The organism is Streptomyces roseolilacinus (assembly GCF_014649335.1).
Lineage (GTDB): Bacteria > Actinomycetota > Actinomycetes > Streptomycetales > Streptomycetaceae > Streptomyces > Streptomyces roseolilacinus.
In genome coordinates this window covers 160,494-181,521 of sequence record NZ_BMSV01000005.1, presented here as the reverse complement: position 1 = coordinate 181,521, position 21,028 = coordinate 160,494, and the positions used below count along the sequence as shown (strand labels likewise).

General features: G+C 75.8%; 18 protein-coding genes. 11 read left to right on the top strand and 7 right to left on the bottom strand.

Annotation, left to right across the window (positions count from 1 at the left end; all coding sequences use genetic code 11):
- Positions 1–22: 22 nt before the first annotated feature.
- On the top strand, positions 23–1,279 hold the full coding sequence (locus IE106_RS13675) for an MFS transporter (RefSeq protein WP_189533538.1): 1,257 nt from the start codon (positions 23–25) through the stop codon (positions 1,277–1,279).
- A 93-nt stretch (positions 1,280–1,372) separates the two neighbouring features.
- Here the strand turns inward: IE106_RS13675 and IE106_RS30690 are convergent, their stop codons facing one another.
- From IE106_RS30690 to IE106_RS13660, 3 genes are all read right to left on the bottom strand, one after another.
- Positions 1,373–4,282, bottom strand: coding sequence for a helix-turn-helix transcriptional regulator (locus tag IE106_RS30690; RefSeq protein WP_189533537.1), 2,910 nt, complete (start codon positions 4,280–4,282; stop codon positions 1,373–1,375).
- A 96-nt stretch (positions 4,283–4,378) separates the two neighbouring features.
- On the bottom strand, positions 4,379–4,609 hold the full coding sequence (locus IE106_RS13665) for a hypothetical protein (protein ID WP_189533535.1): 231 nt from the start codon (positions 4,607–4,609) through the stop codon (positions 4,379–4,381).
- Positions 4,610–4,674: 65 nt separating this feature from the next.
- The gene (locus IE106_RS13660; protein ID WP_229840392.1) at positions 4,675–7,929 is read right to left on the bottom strand and encodes a type 2 lanthipeptide synthetase LanM family protein; all 3,255 of its coding nucleotides are present in this window, start codon (positions 7,927–7,929) and stop codon (positions 4,675–4,677) included.
- Between the two features lie 459 nt (positions 7,930–8,388).
- Between IE106_RS13660 and IE106_RS13655 the strand changes: the two genes are divergently transcribed.
- The 5 genes from IE106_RS13655 (at position 8,389) to IE106_RS13635 (ending at position 12,333) form a co-directional block, all read left to right on the top strand.
- The gene (locus IE106_RS13655) at positions 8,389–9,009 is read left to right on the top strand and encodes a helix-turn-helix transcriptional regulator (protein ID WP_189533531.1); all 621 of its coding nucleotides are present in this window, start codon (positions 8,389–8,391) and stop codon (positions 9,007–9,009) included.
- 50 nt (positions 9,010–9,059) lie between these two features.
- Complete coding sequence (locus IE106_RS13650; RefSeq protein ID WP_229840390.1) at positions 9,060–9,614, top strand: LuxR C-terminal-related transcriptional regulator; 555 nt, start codon at positions 9,060–9,062, stop codon at positions 9,612–9,614.
- Between the two features lie 158 nt (positions 9,615–9,772).
- Positions 9,773–10,198: a hypothetical protein gene (locus IE106_RS13645; protein WP_189533528.1), complete on the top strand. Its 426-nt coding sequence runs from the start codon at positions 9,773–9,775 to the stop codon at positions 10,196–10,198.
- Between the two features lie 72 nt (positions 10,199–10,270).
- Positions 10,271–10,852, top strand: a complete 582-nt coding sequence (locus IE106_RS13640) for a carbonic anhydrase (RefSeq protein ID WP_189533526.1) — start codon at positions 10,271–10,273, stop codon at positions 10,850–10,852.
- Positions 10,853–10,866: 14 nt separating this feature from the next.
- Positions 10,867–12,333, top strand: a complete 1,467-nt coding sequence (locus IE106_RS13635; RefSeq protein ID WP_189533524.1) for a SulP family inorganic anion transporter — start codon at positions 10,867–10,869, stop codon at positions 12,331–12,333.
- Positions 12,334–12,479: 146 nt separating this feature from the next.
- On the opposite strand, the gene IE106_RS13630 is transcribed toward IE106_RS13635, so the two are convergent.
- The 3 genes from IE106_RS13630 to IE106_RS13620 are packed head-to-tail and all read right to left on the bottom strand — an operon-like array spanning position 12,480 to position 15,312.
- Entirely contained in the window at positions 12,480–13,172 is a 693-nt protein-coding gene (locus IE106_RS13630) for a response regulator (RefSeq protein ID WP_189533522.1), read from the bottom strand.
- The gene (locus IE106_RS13625) at positions 13,165–14,394 is read right to left on the bottom strand and encodes a sensor histidine kinase (RefSeq protein WP_189534123.1); all 1,230 of its coding nucleotides are present in this window, start codon (positions 14,392–14,394) and stop codon (positions 13,165–13,167) included. The genes IE106_RS13630 and IE106_RS13625 overlap by 8 nt, the downstream gene beginning before the upstream one ends.
- A gap of 18 nt (positions 14,395–14,412) precedes the next feature.
- Entirely contained in the window at positions 14,413–15,312 is a 900-nt protein-coding gene (locus IE106_RS13620; RefSeq protein WP_189533520.1) for a CPBP family intramembrane glutamic endopeptidase, read from the bottom strand.
- Positions 15,313–15,686: 374 nt separating this feature from the next.
- On the opposite strand from IE106_RS13620, the gene IE106_RS13615 reads away from it, so the two are divergent.
- From IE106_RS13615 to IE106_RS13595, 5 genes are all read left to right on the top strand, one after another.
- Complete coding sequence (locus IE106_RS13615) at positions 15,687–16,244, top strand: TetR/AcrR family transcriptional regulator (RefSeq protein ID WP_189533518.1); 558 nt, start codon at positions 15,687–15,689, stop codon at positions 16,242–16,244.
- Positions 16,241–16,651, top strand: a complete 411-nt coding sequence (locus IE106_RS13610; RefSeq protein WP_189533516.1) for a DUF6463 family protein — start codon at positions 16,241–16,243, stop codon at positions 16,649–16,651. Before IE106_RS13615 ends, IE106_RS13610 begins: the two co-directional genes overlap by 4 nt.
- 131 nt (positions 16,652–16,782) lie before the next feature.
- The gene (locus IE106_RS13605) at positions 16,783–17,007 is read left to right on the top strand and encodes a hypothetical protein (RefSeq protein ID WP_189533514.1); all 225 of its coding nucleotides are present in this window, start codon (positions 16,783–16,785) and stop codon (positions 17,005–17,007) included.
- A 178-nt stretch (positions 17,008–17,185) separates the two neighbouring features.
- Complete coding sequence (locus IE106_RS13600) at positions 17,186–18,175, top strand: TauD/TfdA family dioxygenase (RefSeq protein ID WP_189533512.1); 990 nt, start codon at positions 17,186–17,188, stop codon at positions 18,173–18,175.
- A 70-nt stretch (positions 18,176–18,245) separates the two neighbouring features.
- Positions 18,246–18,998 (top strand): TSUP family transporter, encoded by a 753-nt coding sequence (locus IE106_RS13595; RefSeq protein ID WP_229840388.1) that lies wholly within the window; start codon positions 18,246–18,248, stop codon positions 18,996–18,998.
- A gap of 342 nt (positions 18,999–19,340) precedes the next feature.
- On the opposite strand, the gene IE106_RS13590 is transcribed toward IE106_RS13595, so the two are convergent.
- Entirely contained in the window at positions 19,341–20,918 is a 1,578-nt protein-coding gene (locus IE106_RS13590; RefSeq protein WP_189533508.1) for a glycoside hydrolase family 71 protein, read from the bottom strand.
- Between the last annotated feature and the right edge of the window lie 110 nt (positions 20,919–21,028).

Here is a 21,028-nt window from a genome sequence, read left to right as displayed (position 1 = left end):
GCGGCGCGACGAAGGGTTCGACATGGCGAACACTCTGACGAGCGCGGGGGCGCGTCTGTGGTCACCGGCCCGGCAGCGGTCGTTCCGGCTGCTCTGGATGGGCCAGTCCCTGTCCCTGCTCGGTGACGGTTTCAGCTACATCGCGTTCTCGTGGATCACCCTGGGCCTCACCGGTTCGACCCTGAGCCTCGGGTACGTGCTGGCGTTCCAGGCGGTGCCGCGCGCGGTGCTGACGCTGGTCGGCGGGTCGCTCAGCGACACGTGGTCGAGCCGGAGGCTGATGGCGTTCTCCAGCTGGGCGCGGGCCGTCCTGATGGTGACCGTGGGGTTCCTGGGGTTGGCGGGCTCGCTGACGGTGTGGATGCTGTGCGCGGCCGCCGCGCTGTTCGGCGCGGTGGACGCGTTCTTCCAGCCGGCCCGGGCGTCCATCCTGCCGACGGTGGTCGAGAAGGAGACGCTGGCGCCAGCCAACGCCCTGCTGGGGGTGGGCGCCAAGGTCTCGGCCGTGCTCGGCCCCGCCGTGGGCGGCCTGGTGGTGGCGGTGACGGACGCCCCGGTCGCGTTCCTCGTGGACGGCGTGTGCTTCGCGCTGTGCGGGCTGTGCGTGGCGGGCGTCAGGACGCTGCCCGCGGCCCCGGGGGACGGCGGGCCCCCGGCGGGGGCGGCCGCCCCCGCCGCCTCCCTGGCGGCCCGCATCCGGGAGGGGCTGCGCTACGCGTGGGAGGACCCCCGCATCCGTACCGTGCTGGTCGTCGACACGGCGGTGACGTTCTGTCACTCCGGCCCGTTCACGGTGGGGTTCGCGACCCTCGCCAAGATCGACCTGGCGGGCGGCTCCACCACCCTGGGGCTCCTCAACGGGGCCCTGGCGGGCGGGGCCATGCTGGGCGCCCTGGCCGGCGGGATGGTGGGCGGCCGGCCGCGGGTCGGGCTGCTGATCGCGGCGCTGGCCGGCTGGCTCGCCCTGGGCATGGGCGTGCTCGGGACGGTCGGGAGCACGGCGGCGGCGCTCGGCACGGTCCTGATGATGGGGTTCGGCATCGGCTTCCAGGGCGTGTTCGGCGTCAGCTGGATCCAGCGGAACATCGACGGGTCGGTGCTGAGCCGGGTGATCTCCGTGGACATGGTCCTCGGCTACGCCGTCGCCCCCCTGTCGCTCGTCGTCTGCGGGGCGCTGGCCCGGTCCGGCACGGGGCCGATGTTCGCGCTGACGGCGGTGGTCCTGACCCTGACGGCGCTGGGGGTGCTCGCCTCGCGGACCGTGCGGGAGATGCGCTGACGGGCCCGCGGACGGCCGTGGCCGCTGCGGACCGCACGCCCCGGCGGGGCCGTGCGGTCCGCGGCGGCGTGCCGGGCCCGGGGGGACGGCCGGTCAGGACGCGAAGGAGACGGAGAACTCGCACAGCGCCGCCCGGTTGCTCCGGCCGGTCTTCGTGCCCAGGCTGGCGATGTGCTTCTCGACCGTGCGGGGCGAGATGTACAGGCGGTCGGCTATCTCCTTGTTGCCCAGCCGCTCCGGGAGCAGCTGGAACACCTCGTACTCGCGGACCGTCACGCCGAGGGCGCGCAGTTCCTCGGGGATGCGGCTGCTGCCGGTGCGGTGCTGGTGGACGGGGGCGCCGAGGCGGCGCAGGGCGGCGCGGCAGGCGTTGGTGACGGCGGGGACGGAGGCCTGGTGGAAGTGGTGCTCGGCGCGGCGGAGCCAGGCGACGGGCTCGCCCCAGCCGTTCGCGTGGGCGTCCTCGGACAGCAGCCGCAGCGCGAGGTGGAGGGCGGTCGGGTACGGCTCGGCGGCGCGCAGCGCCTCGGCCGCGGCCTCTCCGGCCTCGGCGGGCCGGCCCTCCCGGCCGAGCAGCACCGCGTCGGCGAACAGCACGAACTGCCGGTTCCACCGCATGCGGCCCGGGGCGGTCGCGGCGATCTCCTCCTGGGCGGGCCGCCCGGCGTCCCCGGACAGCACGTCGAGGAGGACGCCGATGCCGTACCGGCCGCTCAGGTAGTACGTGCTGGGGTTGGCGTGCTCCAGCGCGGCCACGTCGCGCAACGCCCGTACGGCGCCGGGGCGGTCCTCCTCCATGAGGGAGCAGAAGGCCCGGGCGAGCCCGAGGGTCAGCGGCTCCTCCTGCGAACCGGCGCCCTCCCACTCGGCGAACGCGGCCAGCGCCCGCTCCATGGCGGGCCGGTCGCCCCGGTGGGCGGCCAGGGCCGCCTGGGCCATCAGCACGTACCGGCTGGCCGGGGCGAGGCGGAGCCGCTGGACGACGGCGAGGCACTCCTCGCCGGCGCGCCGGGCGGCGTCGAAGTCGCCGCGCAGGACGGCGTCGAGGACGAGGATGCCGTCGATGGTGTGGACGATGGTGGCCGAGCCGACCCGCAGCGCCTCCTCGCGGGCGGTGAGGAGCGGGGCGGTGCTGCCGTCGGTGAGCCAGTTGTTGCCGCCGATCCGGGTGAGCGCGTACATCCTCCGCAGGGGCAGGCGGTGCTGCTCGGCGGTGAGCAGGGCGGACTCCAGCAGGGCGGTCGACTCGTCGAAGTCCCGCTCCCGGGCGAGGGTGGCGAGCAGTTCCCACGCCTGGCAGACGGTGGCGGGCAGGGCGTGGCGCTCGGCGGCCTGGAGGGCGGAGCGGGCCAGTTTCTCGGCCTGCTGGGTGCAGTCGGGGCCGGGGGTGTCGAGGGCCAGGTAGGCGGCGGCGACGTCGACGAGGGCGGTGGCCCGCTCGTCGGGGTCGCGCCGCAGCAGCGCGCGGGCCTGGGCGATGGCGCGGTTGCCGTCCTCCCAGCGTCCGGCGGTGTGGGCGACCTTGGCGAGGCGGGTGTGCAGGGCGGCCAGGCGGTGGACGGTCAGGTCGGTCCCGGCGAGGGCGTTCAGCTCGCGGGCGAGGCCGAACGCCCGGCCGAAGTCGCCGGTCTCGGCGAGCGCCGGCAGCAGCGTCTCCAGGACCTCGGCGCGGCGGGTCGCCTCCCCGCTGTCGGCCAGCAGCCGCTCGGCGCGGGACAGCAGGGTGACGGCCGAGCTGATCGCGCCGGCGGCCAGGGCGCGCCGGCCGGCCTCCGCGAAGAGGCGCCCGGCCTCGGTGACGTCGCCCTCCTCGGAGCGCAGTCCGGCGGCGAGCTGGCACCAGTCGCCCTCCAGGTCCGGGTGGAGCGCCTGCACCGCGGCGGCCGCCCGGCCCGCGAGCTCCGCGCGTCGACCGGGGGTGAGCTGGGTGAACAGCGCCTCGACGGCGAGCGGGTGGCGGAAGGCGTACCAGTCGGGGGCGGGCTCGTCGGGGACGACGAGCCGGGAGGCGACTCCGGCGTGGAGGTGGCTGAGGAGTTCCCGGTCGTCGGCACCGGTGACGTCCTGGAGCACGGTGAGGGGGAAGCGGCGGCCGATCACGGCGGCCGCCGAGAACAGGTTCCTCCCCTGGGGGCCGAGCCGGTCGACCCGCTGGAGGAGGCCCTTGGCCGTGGAGGTGGAGACGTCGCCGCGGAGGTCGCCCACCACCTTCCAGCCGTCGTCCCCGTTGACCAGGGACCCGCCGGCGACCATGGACTGGAGGCGCTCCTCCACGAGGAGGGGGCTGCCCGCGCTGTCCTCCCACAGCCGTTCCAGGACGGCCGGCGGGACGCCCCGGGTGTCGGTGCCGAGCTGGGAGGCGGCGAGGGCGAAGACCTCGGCGCGGGTGAGGGACGCCAGGTCGAGGGTGGTGCCCACGCGCCGCCGGCGGGCCGACTCGGCCAGGTCGAGGGCGTCGCAGGGCTCGGTGCGGATGGTGGCCAGCAGGACGACGGGGGCCTGGTCGAGGTTGTCCACCAGGTACTCGACCACGGCCAGCGTCTCGGGGTCCGCGTCGTGCAGGTCCTCCAGGAGCAGCAGGGTGCCGCGGTCCCTGCCGGTGGCGATGAGCAGCCGGAGCACCGCCTCCCCGAGGACGATCATGGAGCTGCCGGCCTGGACGTCGCCTCCCCAGTCGGGGACGAGCCGCCCGAGGACCGGCCGGTAGGGGCCCAGCGGCAGGTCGTCCAGGGGTTCGCCACCGCGGAACAGCGACATCAGGGCCTCGGTGAGCGGCCGGAACGGGACGGCGGGGCCGGTGGTGGTGGACCGGCCCCGCAGTACGCGCATCCCGTGGTCGACGGCCATGCCGACCGCTTCGGCGGCGAGCCGGGTCTTGCCGATGCCCGCCTCGCCGACCAGGAACACCCCGCGCCCACGCTGTGCGCACGCGTCGTCCAACGCGCGGGCGAGTTCCCGTAATTGGGGGTCACGTCCGACGATGTGCGGAACATGTGAACGCATGAGCGCATGCTAGTGCTCACCACTGCGAACCGGTCAACGGGTACGGAAGGCACCCGTCGACCGCCGGGGTGTCCCGGCGGCGGGGCGGCGTCCGGGTCAGCCGTGCGCGTTGGGCAGGGAGACGCTGGTGTCGAAGGAGCTGAGGGTGATGACGATGCCGCTGGTGAGGACCATTCCGGACAGGGCGCGGGCCCGGGCGCAGGCCCGGTTTCGGCCGGAGAGGGCGATGCCGCCGGCGGGGTCGCCGGTGCGGGCGGCGGCGGTCTCCTCCGGGACGGCGGCGGACGAGGGGGTGGCGGACGAGGCGGTGACGGGGGTGTTCCGCATGGCGGGGTCGCCTTTCTCGTTGCTGGATGAGGGAGGGGAGGTACGGGGTGCCGGGCGGCCGGTGGTCAGCCGCGCCGGTGGGTGTCGAGGAGCAGGACGGAGGGGACCTCGTCCGGGAAGGCGAGCCTGAGCAGCTGGTGGCCGATGCCGGAGAGGCCGGTGAGCAGGCCCGGGGACGAGACGTGGCCGGGGGTGCCGCAGCGGTGGCCGTACTGTTCGAGGCCGCCGAGCACTTCGCCGGTGCGGCGGGTCAGCGCGTCCCGCGCGCCGTCGTGTCCGCGCGCGGCGAGCGCGGCCAGCAACTCCAGCGGGCCCGCCGCGCCGTGGCGGATGCTCAGGTCGCCGGGCCGGCCGGGCGCGCCGGCGAGGCGCACCCACCGGTCGGCGTCCGCGTCGGCGGGCAGGCCCCCGGTGGACGGCAGGGCGTCCAGGGCCGCCAGGGCGGTGCCGGACAGGCCCGCGTACCAGCCGAGCCCTCCGCCGGTGCCGCCTGAGTCGCCGGTCCCGCCTGAATCGCCGGTGCCGTCCTGACCGCCGGTGCCGTCCCGGTGCGGGGCGGCCGCGAGGGCGGAGCGCAGCAGGGCGGCGCCGGTCGCGGCGTACGGCTCCGGGGCGGCCCCCGGAGGACCGGCCGGGTCGGCGGGGAGCTCCGCCGCGTACCGCAGCAGGGCCCAGCCGACCCCGGCGCCGCCGTCGGCGAAGCCGGGACCGCCGAAGGGCCCGGCCGCCGGGCCGAGGAGCCGGCCGGCGAGCCGGTGGGCCAGGCCGGCCGCGGCGGGCGCGGCGCCGGTGCAGTGGGCGGCGAGGGCGGCGGCCAGCGCTCCGGCGAGACCGTCGGCGAGGCCGGCGGGCGGGTCACCGGGCAGGTCGTCGGGGCGCCCGCCGGGGTGCCCGTCCGGGGCGTCGCCGCACGCGGCACGTCCGAGGGCGTCCAGCGCGGTGGGCAGGTGGGCGAGCAGGTCGTCACCGAGCAGCGGGGCCAGCCGGGCGACGGCGTAGACGACGCCGCCCAGCCCGTGCAGGGCGCCCGGGCCCGCGGCGGCGCCCAGCCCGGGGTCGCCGGCCAGCGCGGCCAGCAGGTCCGGGAGGGGGCGCACGGCCTGCCGGGCGAGGTCGGTGTAGCGCTGCGCGCCGGCGAGGGAGCCGAGCTGGGCGAGGAACAGGGCGACACCGCAGTAGCCCTGCGCCAGCCCGCCGCCCATCGGCAGGACGGCCCAGTGGCCGGGGGTCACCTCCTCCAGGCCCAGCCAGTTGACGCGTCCGCCGCCGTGCACCGCGCGGGCCGCGATCTCGTCGGCGATGCCGCAGGCCGCGCTCAGCATGCGGGACGCGTCGGGCGCGACGGGCGCGACGGGGTGCACGGACAGTTCGGAACGCGGGCCGGTCGCCCCGGAGTTGGCCTGGGCGACGGCGAGCGTCGCGTTGACGATCCACTCCTGGTCGTAGCGGTCCACCTCGCCCATCGCCGCGATCTTGCCGCGCGCGGCGTCCAGGGCGGGCCGCGGGAGGAGCCCGTCGAGGCGTGCGCCGCGGGCCGTCCACACGGCCGCCCGCGCGGGGCGGTGGGCGAAGAAGGGCACGTCGCCGGCCCACAGGTCGGCGATCTCGTGCTCGACGAGCCGCTGCCGGGCGGGGTCGTGGGCGGACTCGGTCCACAGCAGGGAGAACACCGACTCCCGTGCCAGGGCGTCACCGAGGACGCCGGGGTGGGTGGACTCCTCCAGGAGCGTGGCGTAGAGGCGGGTGGAGCGGGCGATGAGCCGGCCCCTGCCGTCCGCCCAGCGGTCCAGGAGGCCGTCGAGGAGCTCGCCGCGGTGGGCGGCGATCGTCTCGTAGGCGGCCCGGAACCCCTCCAGCAGGGCGGCGCGGTGGTCGGCGTGCCGGACCGGCCGGGCGTCCGGGACGGGCCGGTTGTGGGCGGCGGCGCTGCGGACCGGGCCGCGCACCATGCGCATCCCGTCCGTACCGGAGTCCTCCCAGCGCATGCCGTCGCTGGGGTACGCCTCCCCGTCGGCGCCGCCCAGCCCGGAGATGTCGAGGGCGCCGTTGTCGCCGATGAGCAGGCTGGGCAGCAGGCAGGTGCGGTGGACCGAGACCCGCAGGGCCTCCGCGGCCGGGTCCGGGCCGGCGGTCGCCGCCTGCGGCAGGTCGGCGTGCAGCAGCGTCTCGGCGTCGACGAGGAGGGGCTGGTCGCCGCAGGCGATGACGTTCTCGTAGTGCATGTCCACGCCGTCGAGCGCGTACAGCAGGGCCAGCAGCGCGCCCTGGCGGCGGTAGAACCGGTCGAGTTCGAGGGGGCCGCGGCACCAGCGGTGCTCGATGAACTCCATCCAGCCGTGGTCGGCGCGGTGGACGGAGCGGGGGGTGCGCAGCCCGAGGCCGGGCGTCCTCCCGTTGAGCCAGGCCACGGCCCGGTCGAGCAGCGCGTGCTGGTCGAGGGGGCGGGGCTTGTAGACGACGGTGCGCCCCCCGGCGAAGTGGAGGAGGGCGACGGACCGGCCGCCCTGGTGGGCGTCGCCGCGGTCGAGGTCGACGCGGACGAGCGGGCCGGGGTCGGCGCCGTCGCACAGCTTCGCCACGATGGCGGCGCGGTCCTCGGCGTAGCGCGTCAGCAGCTCGGCCGTGGCCGCCGCCGTGTCGAGGCAGGTCTCGCCCAGCATCCGGGCGAGGACCGGGTAGCGGGCGAGGAGCGCGGCCAGCGCGCCGGGCGCGCGCAGGCCGTCGAGGAAGGCGGCGAACCTGTCGCGCGGGGTGGCGCCGGCCAACCGGCCGCCGGTACGGGCGTGGTGCAGCTCCGTGACGAGGGTACGGGCCGCCTGGCGGGCCAGCCGGCCGCCCAGCAGCGCGGTGAACGCCGTCCGGGCGGCGGCGGTCTCGCCGGGGGCGGTGCGGAGGTGCGCGGCGGTGGCGGCCCAGGCGGCCGCGACGAACGGCCGGAGCACCGGCAGGAACACGGCGGGCCCCTCGGCCCGCGCCGCGTCGCCCCGCGGCACCGGGCGCGGCGCGCGGAGGTCGGCGGCCAGGGCGCCCTCGACGAAGCGGGCCCACTCCGGCTTGGCGGTACGCGCCGCGAGGCGGCCGGCCGGCTCCGCGGCGAGCCCGAGGGCCACGTCCTCACCGACGCCGAGGGCGGCCAGGCGGCCGGCGAAACCCGCGGCGTCCCCGACGGACCACGGCACCGGGGTGTCCGCGCCGGGCGCGGCGACCGGCGCGGGGGCGTCCGGCGCGGCCAGCCGTTCCCGCAGGGTGAGGCCGGGGGCCCACCAGGCGGGAGGCAGCGGGCCGAGCTGAGCTTCTCGGGCGAGGGCGGTGTCAGTCACGGCAACGAAACTCCCAGAGCCCGGCGGCGGGCACATGGGGGCCGCTCCCCCATATTCTGCGGACGCGCCCCCGGGCGGGCGCGCGGGGGCGGGGGCCGCCCCCGCCTCCGGTACGCGTACGGCTTCCCCGTCCCGCGCCGCCGCGCCCCCTCCGCACCGCCGTCCCGCCGTACGGCGGCGGCTTCCCCGGCGCGGTTCCCCACCGGGCGGCGGCGGCTTTCCCCGCGCGGCCACCCGGCTCCTGGCCGTGAGGCGCCCGGCGCCGTCCCGCCGTACGACCGTGACCTCCCCGGCGCCACCCACCTCCTCTCCCCTGCCTCCCTCTCCCGCCGTGCCCGTCGCCCCCTCTCGTCCGGCCGGGCCGGCGGAAATGTGGGGGCGGGGGCCCGATGCCCGGCGCGGGGTCCGGCCGGACCCTGGGACCAGTGCCGCAACCACGTCGCATGTTTGGAGGACTCGGTGGGAGAACCCGTGCTCGTCAGCGTCGTCGCCCTGGACCCGGTGCTGGAGGCCGGCATCCGGAGCACTCTGTCGGCGTGTCCGGAGATCGCCCTCACCACCGCGGCGGACGAGCCGCGGGTCGTCGTGATGACCGTCGACCAGGTGTCCCCTTCCGAGGTGGACGCCCTGCGGTCGGTCCGTGCGGCCCCGTCCCAGCCGGAGGTGGTCCTCGTCGCCAGCCGGCTGGCCCCCGGGGACGCCCTGCACGCGCTGGCGGCCGGGGCGCGGGGCCTGCTGCGCCGCTGCGAGGCGGACGCCGCGCGGCTCACCCGGGCCGCGCTGGCGGCCGCGCGCGGCGACTGCACCCTGCCGCCCGACCTGCTGGACCAGCTGCTCAGACACGCGGAGACCGGCGGCGCGGGCGGGGCCTCCCCCGCGTGGGCGGGGGCGAGCCTGGACGACCGGGAGCGGTCGGTGCTGCGCCTGGTCGCGGACGGCCACGAGACGAACGAGATCGCCCGGCGCCTGTGCTACTCGCCCCGTACGGTGACGTCCGTCGTGCACGACATCACGCGGCGGTTCCGGCTGCGCAACCGGGCGCACGCCGTCGCCTACGCGCTGCGGACGGGGCTGCTGTGACGGCGCCGGCCCCGGTCGCGCCGCCGGCCCCGGCGGCGGGGGGCGTGCGGGTGCGCGTGGTCCAGGCGGCGGGCCGTCCGGCGGCGTCCGGGCGGGTCGGGGCGATGCTGCGCCAGGCGGGCATCGACCCGGCCCCCGGGCCTGGCGCGGTCACCGTGGTGGTCACCGCGACCGTCGAGGAGGCCGTGGCCCTGTGCCCCGGTGCCGGCGACCGGCTCCTGGCGGTCTGTGACACGGTGTCGGCGTCCGGTCTGCGGGAGGCGTTGCGGGCCGGTGTCCGCGCGGTCCTCCGCTCGTCGGACCTGACGCCCGCCCAGCTGGCGGCCGCCGTGCACGGTGCCTGGCACGGCGACAGCCGCGTACCGTACTCCGCGCTGGTCCGGTTGCTCGGCGGGGCGGCCGCCACCGACCCGCCGCGCCTGACGCCGCGCCAGCACTCGGTGCTCTCCCTGATGGCGGAGGGCCACGGCAACGCGGTGATAGCGCGGACCCTGTCGTGCTCGCCGCACACAGTGAAGAACACCGTGTACGAACTGATGGGCCGTCTGCAGGCCCGCACCCGCGCCCAGGCCGTGGCCTGCGCCGTCCGCTGGAGCCTGATCTAGCTTTTCCGCCAACCCGGGGATGCTTTCCGGTCGAGAATCCCCTCCGTTCACCGTGTCTTCACGGCCCTGCCCCCCAACGGATATTACTCTTCATTGACCATGGCTTTAGATTGCCTTGGCGAAGTCGGGTTCCGTTGCCGTGGAGGGAGGGTCGACGCGTGCGGTTATCGAAGCCGGCCAGGACGGCCCCGTCCGCCGTCCTGGCCCTCCTCGTCCTTCCCCTGGCGGTCCTCTCCCTCGTCCTCGTGCAGGCGCTGGTCTCCGCCGCCCCGGTGCAGGCCCGCGCCGCGGGCCCGTACACCGGCGCCGAGGCGCCCCGCGTCCACGCCCCGGCCACCGGGCAGCAGACGAGTGCCGGGACGAGGGAGTGCGAGCAGCCGGGAACCACCGTCAGCGGCACGGCGCGCGGCCGCGACCGGCACCGCGCCGGCGTCCACGCGCTCCTCTCCCCGACGGCCCTCCGCCCGTCCTGCACGGCGGAGGCGCAGGAGGACCGCCTGCGGGCCGGCCCGGCCCCCCTGCCGCACCGGGAGAGACCGCGCGCCGCACCCACCCAGGCCGCCCTCCAGGTCTTCCGCTGCTGAGCGGTGCCGCTCACCCGGCCCTGTTCCCATCGGTCCGACGCGCCGTGACGGCGCGCCAGGAGGAATCACCTGATGCAACCCCTCATCGACAACGCCCGCACGTTCGGACAGCGCCCTGAGGAGTTCGCCAAGCTCGCAGAAGGCCAGTCCCCCGAGGTCCTCTTCATCACCTGCTCCGACTCGCGGGTCGTCCCCGCCCTGATCACGGGCGCCCGCCCCGGCCAGCTGTTCGAGCTGCGCACCGCGGGCAACATCGTCCCCCCGTACACCACGGGACGCCCCACCGGCGAGGCGGCCACGATCGAGTACGCCGTCGAGGTCCTCGGCGTGCGCGACGTGGTGGTCTGCGGCCACTCCCACTGCGGCGCCGTGGGCGCGCTGGTGCGGGGCGACGACCTCAGCGCCGTGCCGGCGGTACGCGAGTGGCTGGCGCACGCCGCGCCCGAACCGTCGCCGGGCCCGGCCGACGACCCGGCCGTCGCCGACGCCGTACAGCACCACGTGCTGGCCCAGTTGCTGCGGCTGCGCTCGTACCCGTGCGTCGCGCAGCGCCTGCGGGACGGCCGGCTCACGCTGCGCGGCTGGTACTACGAGGTGCACACCGGGGCCGTACGGGAACACCGCGCGGCCACCGACACCTTCGAGTCCCTGTGAGGCGGGCGAACACCGTGCTGTCCCGATTCCCTCACCTGCGGCAGGACTTCGCCGCCTCCCTCGTCGTGTTCCTCGTCGCCGTCCCGCTGTGCCTGGGCGTCGCCGTCGCCTCCGGCGCGCCCGCCGAACTCGGCCTGGTCACCGGCATCGTGGGCGGTGTCGTCACCGGCCTGATGCGCGGCAGCAGCCTCCAGGTGTCCGGGCCGGCCGCGGGCATGACCGTGCTCGTCTTCGAAGCCGTCCACGAGTTCGGCCTGCCCGCCCTGGGCGTGATCGTGCTGCTGGCGGGAGCGCTCCAGATCGCCCTGGGCGTGCTGCGGTGGGGCCGCTGGTTCCGGGCCATCTCCGTGTCCGTCGTGGAGGGCATGCTCGCCGGCATCGGCCTCGTCATCATCGCCGGCCAGCTGTACGCGGCCGCCGGGGTGAAGGCCCCCGCCTCCGGACTGGACAAGATCATCGGCCTGCCCGGCGCGGTCGTGGAGGTCGTCGGCAGCCGTTCGGCGCTGGTCTCGCTCGCCATCGGCGCGGGCACCGTCGCCGTGATCGTGCTGTGGCAGCGCCTGCCGAAGCGGGTCCGCACGGTTCCGGGCGCGCTCGCCGCGGTCGTCCTGGCCACGGCCGCCACGCAGCTGTTCGCACTGCCGGTGGCGACCGTGCAGGTGGACGGACTGCTCGGCGCCGTCCAGCCGCCCGGCCTCGACGCCTTCGGGAAGCTGGGCGACGTCGCCCTGCTCGGCACCGCCCTCGCGTTCGCGCTGATCGCGTCGGCGGAGTCGCTGTTCAGCGCGGCGGCCGTGGACCGGCTGCACGACGGCCCGCGCACCCACTACGACAAGGAGCTGATCGCCCAGGGCACCGGCAACGCGGTCTGCGGCGTGCTCGGCGCGCTGCCGATGACCGCGGTGATCGTCCGCAGCTCGGCCAACGTGCAGGCGGGTGCCCGGACGAAGGCGTCCCGGGTGCTGCACGGCGTCTGGCTGCTGCTGTTCGCGGCGCTGCTGCCGGCCACCCTGGGCCTCATCCCCCTGGCGGCGCTCGCCGGCATCCTCGTCCACGCGGGCTGGAAGCTGATCCCGTTCCGGGCCGTCGCCTCCCTGTGGCGCGCGCACCGGGGCGAGGCGCTGATCCTGGTGGTGACGGCGGTGGCGATCGTCGCGGTGAACATGTTCGAGGGCGTGCTCATCGGTCTCGCCCTTTCCATCGCGAAGGCCGCGTGGGACGCGTCGCACATCAGGGTGACGGTCGTCGACAAGGGCGTCGGCCCCGTCCAGGCCCACCTGTCCGGCAACGCGACCTTCCTGCGCCTGCCGAAGATCCTGGACACCCTGGAGTCCCTCCCCCACGACCGCCCGGTCGAACTGGACCTCTCGGGTCTCCACCACCTCGACCACGCCTGCCGTACGGCTCTGGAGAACTGGTCGGAGCGTCACAGCGCGATGCTCGCCACCCCGGTGAGACCACCGGAGCCGTCCACCGTGTGACCGCGGCGGGGCCCGGCCGTCCCCGGGCCCCGTCGTCCACGGCACGGCGGGCGCGGGCGCCCGGCCCGGACGGGCCGGGCGCCCGCGCCCGACCGGTCGGCGTGCGTCGTACCCGCCTCGGTGTCCGGGGCGGCGAGCGCGTGGGCTCAGCCGGTGGGGGACGCCAGCCCGACCCGGTAGGCGAGGACGACGGCCTGGACCCGGTCGCGCAGGCCGAGTTTGGCCAGGATCCTCGACACGTAGGTCTTGACCGTCTCGGGGGTGATGAAGAGTTCCGCGGCGATCTCCGCGTTCGACAGCCCCTCAGCGATCTGCCGGAGCACCTCCAGCTCGCGCGGGGTCAGGGCCCGTACCACGTCGTCCCTGGCCGGCCGGGAGGTGTCGGCCGGGCGCAGGTGTTCGGCGAAGTGGCCGATGAGGTGGCGGGTCACGGCGGGGGCCAGCAGGGCCTCGCCCCTGGCGACCGTCCGGACGCCGTTGACCAGCTCCGCCGGGGGCGCGTCCTTGAGGAGGAAGCCGCTGGCCCCGGCACGCAGCGCGTCGTAGACGTAGGCGTCGACGTTGAAGGTGGTGACGACCAGCACCTTCGGCGGCGCCTCGGCGTCGGGACCGGCCAGTTGCCGGGTCGCCTGGATGCCGTCGAGCAGGGGCATCCGGATGTCCATCACCACCACGTCGGGGCGCAGGCGCCCTGCGGCCCGGACGGCCTCGTGCCCGTTCTCGGCCTCTCCGACGACCACCATGTCGGGCTGGGCGGAGAAGATGGTGACGTAGCCGGTGCGCACCAGCGCCTGGTCGTCGCAGACGAGCACACGGACGGGTGGCGGCGCGTCACTCACGGGGTCGCTCCGATGCGGGCCTGGACGGAATCGTGGCGTGGACCTCGAACCCGCCTTCGGGCCGGGGTCCGGCCTCCAGTTCACCACCGACCATCCGCGCCCGTGCACGCAGCCCCGCCAGTCCACGTCCGCCCGCGGGGTCCGGCTCCCGCGCGGCGGGCGCGGCCGCCGGGGAGGCGGCGGGCCCGTCGGTGGTCACCTTGATCTCGATGCGCTCCTCGCCGTGCCGGACCAGGACCCGTGTCGTCCGCCCGGCGGCGTGCTTCATCGCGTTGGTGAGCGCCTCCTGCACCACCCGGTACGCGGCCAGCTCCACGTCCACGGACTGCGCCCGCCGCTCGCCCTGCTCGCCGAACTCGACCGGCTGTCCCGACCTGCGGGCCCGTTCGACCAGGTCCCCGAGCCGGCCCAGGGTGGGTGCCCGGTCCGCGTGCGCCGGGTCCGCGGACGCCGACTCGCCGGTCGCCTCCAGCACGTCGAGCAGGTAGCGCAGCTCTGTCAGCGCCCGACGGCCGGTGTCGCTGACGGCCGAGAGTCCCTCGCCGGCCTTGTCCGGTGCGGAGGTGAGCAGGAACTGTGCCGCGTCCGCCTGGACCACCATGGCCGTCACATGATGGGTGACCACGTCGTGCAGCTCGCCGGCGATTCGTGCCCGCTCCGCGGACGTGGCCACCTCGGCGGCCAGCCGCCGCCGCTGCGCCTCCTCCGCACGCCGTGTGCGCGCGGTGCTCCCCACCAGCCAGAACGCGGCCAGGGTCAGATAGAACGCGAGGTAGTCCGCGATGCCCTGCGGTGAGCCGAGACGGTCCAGGACGAGGGCCAGCGCGGCGTAGCCCGCACTCACCGCGCCCGCCAGTCCACGGCGGAAGCGGACCTGGTGGGCCCCGGCCGAGTACAGGGCCGGATACAGCCCCAGGCTCCCGAACGTCGTCGCGAAGCCCAGCGCCTGGTGCGCGGCGAACGCGCCCGCGACGACGGCCAGACAGCCCGCGGGCCACCTCCGGCGGGCCGCCAGCGGCAGGGACTGGGCCAGGACCAGCCCGACGCCCAGCGCGCTGGCCGGCCGCTCGGGAAGATCCCCGATCTGCGCTCCGATGGGGGACAGGGTGGGCACGAAGGCCGACAGGGCCAGCACCAGGGCGAGGACGCCGTCCTTGAGGAGGACGTCCCGCTCCTCCCACCAGTCGAGCGGCGCACGGCGCCAGGGCGCCTGAGGGGACATCACCACCGTTTCCTCCGGTCAGCAGGGCTGCGTGTGTCGTGCGGATCGACGGGGCAGCAGACGCCCGCCGCGGCGGGCGAGGACGAACATCCGGACGGCGAGCAGCACACCGAGGACGACGGGCACCAGCGCCGCCTCCAGGCCGAAGCCACCGCCGGTCAGCAGAGCGGAGCCCTGCACGTCGACGGTGAACAGGCCCTCGGAGGCGTGCCCGGAGACCGGGATGCCGAGCAACTGCTCGGTGGTGTTCCAGGCGAAGTGCAGGCCCGCGACGAACCAGATGTTACGCCGCCACAGGAACGCGGCGCCGAGCATCAGGCCCGCCTCCAGAGCGATCGCCAGCGCACTCCACGCACTGGCTCCCGGAGTGCCCAGATGGGCGACGCCGAAGAACACCCCGGTGACCACGAGGGCGGCCCGGCTGCCCCGCAGCCGCTCCAGGGCCTGCAGCGCGAGACCGCGGAACAACAGCTCCTCGGTGACCGCGGTGCCGACCTGCACCATGACCGCGGACCAGACGACCGCCACGAGGCCATGGCCCGCCCAGGAGAACGAGTAGCCCCCGAGCGCCGTGATCAGCGAGACGGACACCAGCACGAAACCCAGGCCGATCGCGCCGCCCAGCAGCGCCTCCCGGCCGGCTCCCCGCCGGGCGATCTCCGGCGTCGAGCGTCCCGCGACACGGCGCATGACCAGCCAGTACACGGCCACCGCGGCCACCGCGCCCAGCACCGGAACCGGGCCAGGACCCGTGGCGGTCAGACCCGAGACCACGCCGACGCCGACCAGGCCCGTCAGCATCCAGCCGAGCGGAGAGCGGACGGTCCGGTCGAGAAGACCGCCGCGGGCGTCGTGACCGCCGGGGCCCGTGTCCGGGCCGGGGTCTCCGGCGTGCCGTGCGGTGGACGTTGTGCTCATCGTGGCCTCCCTGGAGCGGTCGCACGGGCTGCGACCCGACCACCACGCTAGGAATCCGGCGCCGTCCGCGAATCACCCCCACAGGGACGGCTCCTGTAGCTCTCACGGGGGACGCGCCCCGGAAAAGGGCCAGGCTCCCGTACGAGAGCGGGACACACGGCCGCCGCGGCGGCGGGGTCGAGGGGGCACGCCGCGGGTTCGAACCGGCCGCAGGGGGTGACGTGGGTCGAGAGCGCCGGCGCCGGGTTCGGCCCCCTCTCGTCCCGACCGTTTCCCCTTCCCCCCGTGCGCACCCCCACGACCGCGCTCCATACCATACCGTATGGTACGGTCGAGCGGAGGAAGCGGACAGCCGAGGAACGAGGGGGCCGCGCATGGCGAGCAGGCAGGACTGGCTGGAGGAGGGCTTCCGGGTGCTGAGCGAGGACGGCGCGCCCGCGCTGACCGTCGAGCGGCTCACCGCACGGCTCAAGCTGACCAAGGGGTCCTTCTACCACCACTTCAGGGGCATGGCCGGGTACAAGACCAACCTGCTCGCGCACTACGAGACCGAGCACACCGGCCGGTACGTCGCCGAGGCCGAGCGCGGCGGCGGAACGGCGGGCGCCAGGCTGCGCCACCTCCTCGAACTGGCCCTGGAGGACAAGGGCGTCAGCGACGGCCTGGAGATCGCCGTGCGGGCCTGGGCGCTGCAGGACGCCGAGGTGCGCGCCCTGCAGCTGCGCGTCGACCGGCTGCGCGTCGACTACCTGCGGGACCTGCTGCGCGAAGCCGGCGGCCCGGACACCGACACGGCGCCCCTGGCCCGCCTGCTGTACCTCCTGCTGGTGGGCGCCCAGCAGCTCGTACCGCCGCTGCCCGCCGAGGAGTTGCGGGAGGTCTACGCCCTGGCGCTGCGGCTCGCGCCGCAGGAGGAAGGAGCGCCCACGTGAACGGTCCGGCCCGCTGGACGCCCCGGCTGATCATCGTGACCGCGGTGCTGCACTTCGCCTGGGCCTTCGTCCAGCCCCACGACTGGGCGGGCATCGCCCGGGACGGCTTCTTCCGCACCACCGCCGACACCGGTGCGCCCGAGTACTTCGCGCGCGAGGCGAGCGTCTGGTTCATGGCCTGCGGGGTCACCTTCCTCGCCCTGGGCACGCTCGCCCACCACGCCCTGCGGACCACCGGCCGCCTGCCGGCCCAGATCGGCTGGTACCTGCTCGGCCTCGGCATACCGCTGTGCGTCTTCGCCTTCCCCCTCACCGGCGGCTGGGCGCTCGTCGCCCTCGGCGTCCTGGCACTGGTCGCGAGCCGCCGCACCGCCCCGGCACGGACACCCGGTCAGGACCCCCCGTGACCACACCGCCCGCCGGCCGGGTGACACGTCCACCCGGGTGGCACGGCCGGGTGGGTGGATCGCCCCGGCGGGGTGGGCGGCCCGGGGGCGAGCCGCGTTCCCGGCGGGGGCGGGGCTCCTATGCTCGGCGGGTGGACACCTTGAAGTGCACCCAGTGCGGGGCCGTCGGCCTGGAACCCGGATTCGTCGAGGACGACGGCGAGCACTCCCGCGGCTACGCCCGCTGGATCGCCGGCCCTCTGGAGCGCGGCGTGCTGGGCGGCGCCAAGCGCATGGGCCGCGCTCGCTGGCAGATCGATGCCGGCCGCTGCCCCCAGTGCGGCCACCTGGAGTTGTTCGCGCACGAGCGCGCCTGACGGCCCGGCCGGAGCCGGCGCTCCCGGAGCAGGGCCCCGGTCCGCTCCGGGAGCACCGGATGTCGGCCCGCGGACATCGTTCCGACACGGGGCGAACACCGAAGCGGCACCGGCCGCCCCTAGCCTCTTCCCCGCCTGCTCGACCAGGCACGTGACCTCGTGGGGAAGGAAGCGAACGGTGAGCGTGAAGACTCAGGCGTCCGACGGGTACCACCTCCGGGAGACCGAGAGGACCCGGATCTGGGAGCTGGCCACGAGGGCGGCTGGACTCCAGGGCGCCGAGACGGTCGACCTCGCGAACCTGCTGCTCGACGTGCCGGCGGAATTGCGCAGGACACTGGTCGACTTCTCGGGCGGCACGTCCTTGCAGGGCGTGGCGCTCGTCCGCGGCCTGCCCGTGGGCGACGTGCCCGCCACCCCCCTGGAGCACGGGGGCCGGCGGCTGGGCCCGCACGGCACGACCGGGCTGCTGACGCTGGTCGCCGACCTGCTGGGAACCCTCATCGGCTACGAGGACGAGAAGTCCGGCGCGCTGATCCACGAGGTGCACCCCGTCCCCGGGGAGGAACAGCGCATCGAGAACAGCGGTGCGGTGGCCTTCGACTTCCACACGGAGAACGTGCACCACCCGCTGCGCCCCGACTTCCTGGGGCTGCTGTGCCTGCGGCAGGACCACGAGGCGGTCGCGGCGACACGGGTGGCGTCCATACGCCGCGCGTACCCGCTGCTCACCCCCCGGCAGCGCGAACTCCTGCGCACGCCCGTCTTCAGCAGCGCCTACCCGACGTCGTTCTCCCGCAACATCGCCGGCCCCCGGCCGGCCTCCGGCCCCCACCCGGTGCTCTTCGGCGAGGAACCCGACCTCTTCATGCGGTTCGACTCGCACACCACCACCGCCGTCGACCCCGAGGCCCGCGCCGCCCTGAGGGCCCTGTCCGAGGCGCTCGAAGAGGTCTGCCAGGAGATCGTGCTCGCCCCCGGCGACCTCGTGGTGGTCGACAACCACATCGCGGCGCACGGCCGGTCGGCGTTCAGTCCCCGCTTCGACGGCCGGGACCGCTGGCTGCGGCGCTGCTGCTCGATCCGGGCGATCCCCCGCTGGACGGAGCGGATGATGCCCCGGCCCCGGGTGCTGCCCGCGCTGGCACGGATCTCGGGGGTGCTCTGACCGCGGGGGACGGGACCGGACGGCGGCGGACAGTGAACGAACAGGGGGCTGTGCCTTGGATGCTGTAGGAGTGAGCGGGCTGCTGGCCGCGGCGGCGGCCGCGGGCTGGGTGGACGCCGTGGTGGGCGGGGGTGGGCTCGTCCTCATCCCGGCGCTGATGGTCGCCTTCCCCCACCTTCCCCCCGCCGTGGCGCTGGGCACGAACAAGCTCACCGCCATCACCGGCACCACCGTCGCGGCCGTCACCTACGCGCGCCGCACCCGGCTGGACCGCTCCGTCGCCCTGCCGGCGGCCGGTCTGGCCGTGCCGGCCGCCGGGTTCGGGGCGCTCTCCGCCTCCTCGCTGCCCGCCGACTGGTTCAGGCCGGCCATCATGGCGCTGCTCATCGCGGTGGCGGTCTTCGTCACGGCGAGGCCGAACTTCGGAGCGCTCCAGGACCCGGACGCGGTCAGCCGGCGCCGGCGGCTGTTCGTCGTCGCCTTCGCCGGCTGCGGGATCGGCTTCTACGACGGCATCTTCGGCCCCGGCACCGGCACGTTCCTCATCATGGTGTTCACCAGCCTGCTGTCCCTGGAGTTCCTCCAGAGCTCGGCGCTGGCGAAGGTCGTCAACGTCGGCACGAACCTCGGGGCGCTCACCGTGTTCGCCGTCCAGGGCCAGGTGCTCTGGCTCCTCGGGGCCGCCATGGCCGTCTGCAACGTCGCGGGCGCCCGCATCGGGGCGAAGACGGCCCTGCGCCGCGGTTCCGGTTTCGTCCGCACCGTGCTGCTCGTGGTCGTGGCCTGCATGGTCGTCAAGCTGGGCATCGACCAGTTCGGGTGAGGCGCATGACCGGGAGCCGTACCACGGGGACGGCGCGGGGCTTCGACCCCGCGGGCAGGGGACTGCCCGACGGCGCCGAACTGTCGGAGAGGTACGACCCCGGCCGGCTGCGCGCCGAACTCGTGCGACCGGCCGGGCGGTACGGGTCCCCGCTGTCCGCCGCCGGACGCCGGGGGCGAGCGTGTCCGGCAGGCGGCACGTCTCGTCCTCGCGGCCGACGAACTCGCCCGGGTCGTCCGGCAGCCGGCAGGGGGCCTTGGGCCGTCCGGCAGCCGGCAGGGGGCCTTGGGCCGTCCGGCAGCCGGCAGGGGGCCTTGGGCCGTCCGGCGGCCGGACGGGGGGTCAGCGGCAGCAGGCCGGGGTGACGCGTCCGCTGGTCGCGGCGTAGTACTGGAGGTCCTGCACCTCGGGGTGGCGCACCACCCGGTACGGGAGTTCCGCGGCGGGCCCGGCGCGGCCGTCGCGCACCGCCGCGGCCGAGACCTCGCCGGGGCGCAGCGGCACCAGGACGGGGCGCACCCCGGCCGGGGCCGCGTGGGTGGTCGTGGACGGGCCGACGGTGACGCGGAGGGTCGCCGGCCGGGTGAGGAACGGCAGTACCTCCACCGTGTCGCGGGCCTCCGCGCTGCCCTCGCGCAGCGTCATCAGCCGGGTCTGGCCGCCGGTCGGGGTGGCGTGGGCGAACTGGGTGCGGGAGGTGAGGTACAGCGTGTCGCGCACGATCCTCGGCCACGCGCCGGTCTTGAAGCGGACCAGGTGGTACGAGACGAGGTCGAGGTAGGCGTGGCCGTTGTGCAGCGACGGGGCGAAGTGGCTGCCCTCGGAGTAGTCGTTCCAGGTGGTGAGCTGCACCCAGTCCGCGCCTCCCGTGATGGCGCGGTCCCAGGTGCCGCGGAGGGTGGCGGTGTTGCCGGCCTCGTCGTACACGCCCTGGTTGGGGCGGGCGTCCTGGACGGAGACGGGCTGCATCCACAGCTTGCCCAGCCGGTGGGCGAGCCGCGCGTCGCGGCCGGGGTCCGCCGGTTCGGTGTGGCTGCGGCTGCCCCAGTCGGAGAAGCCGTGGCTGATCGGGGCGTACTCCTCGTGGTGCGCGCCGAAGTCGAGGAAGAGCGGTACGAAGGCGGTCCGGACGCCGTGCCGTACCCGCAGGTCGTCGAGGAGGGCGGACCACCAGCCGACGCTCCTGGCCTCGGCCTTGAACGGGGAGACGACGAGCCGCCCGTCGTCGAGCCGGTGCGCGGCCGGGCTCCGGCCGAGTTCGGCGAGGGCGTCGGCGATCTCGCGGGGTCCCTCGGTGGTGAGGGACGCCATGTCCGGCATCAGCATGACCTTGAAGTCGGGGTCCACCGAGCGGGCGGCCTCCAGCAGGAGCCGGCAGCGTTCCCAGTTCCTGCCCGACAGGGCCAGCACGTCGAGGGTGAACCCGTCGAGGCCGGCGGCACGGGCGGTCCGCACCTCCTGCCGGAGGTTGGCCGCCTCCCAGTCGCCCGGCCGGGGGCGGACGGGCAGCGGGCGGTCGCGCAGGAGGCCGCCGTACGCGCGGTGCTTGCCGCCCTCGCCGTCCGGGGTCAGGTAGTGGCGGGCGTAGTAGTCGCGGTCCGGTTCCCCGTTGTCGAGGGAGAGGGGGTACGGGGTGAAGTAGTGCGCGAACACCAGCTTCCCGCCGGCCCGGAGGGCGGCGCGGTCCGGCATGTCGAACGGGAGCGCGGCGGTGGCGCCCGTGCGCGCCGGGTCCTCCGGGCGGTCCGGTCCGCCCGCGGTGTCCCCGGTGCCCGGGTCGTGGCCCCAGGCGGTGGCCAGGCCGGCGCACAGGACGGCGAGGAGCAGTCCCACCACGCCCCCCGCGACGTACCGGCCGCGCGGGCGGCCCCGCCGGTGGTGCCGCCGTGTCCCGTCGTGTCCGCCGTGTTCCGCCCGCATGCCGGCCCCTCTCCCCCCGCGCCCCGGTACGGGGCGCGCCGTACAGCAGTAGAGCGGAACGCCACGGGCCGGACAACCTCCTCCCACGAACGGGCGAACACGCGCCGTAC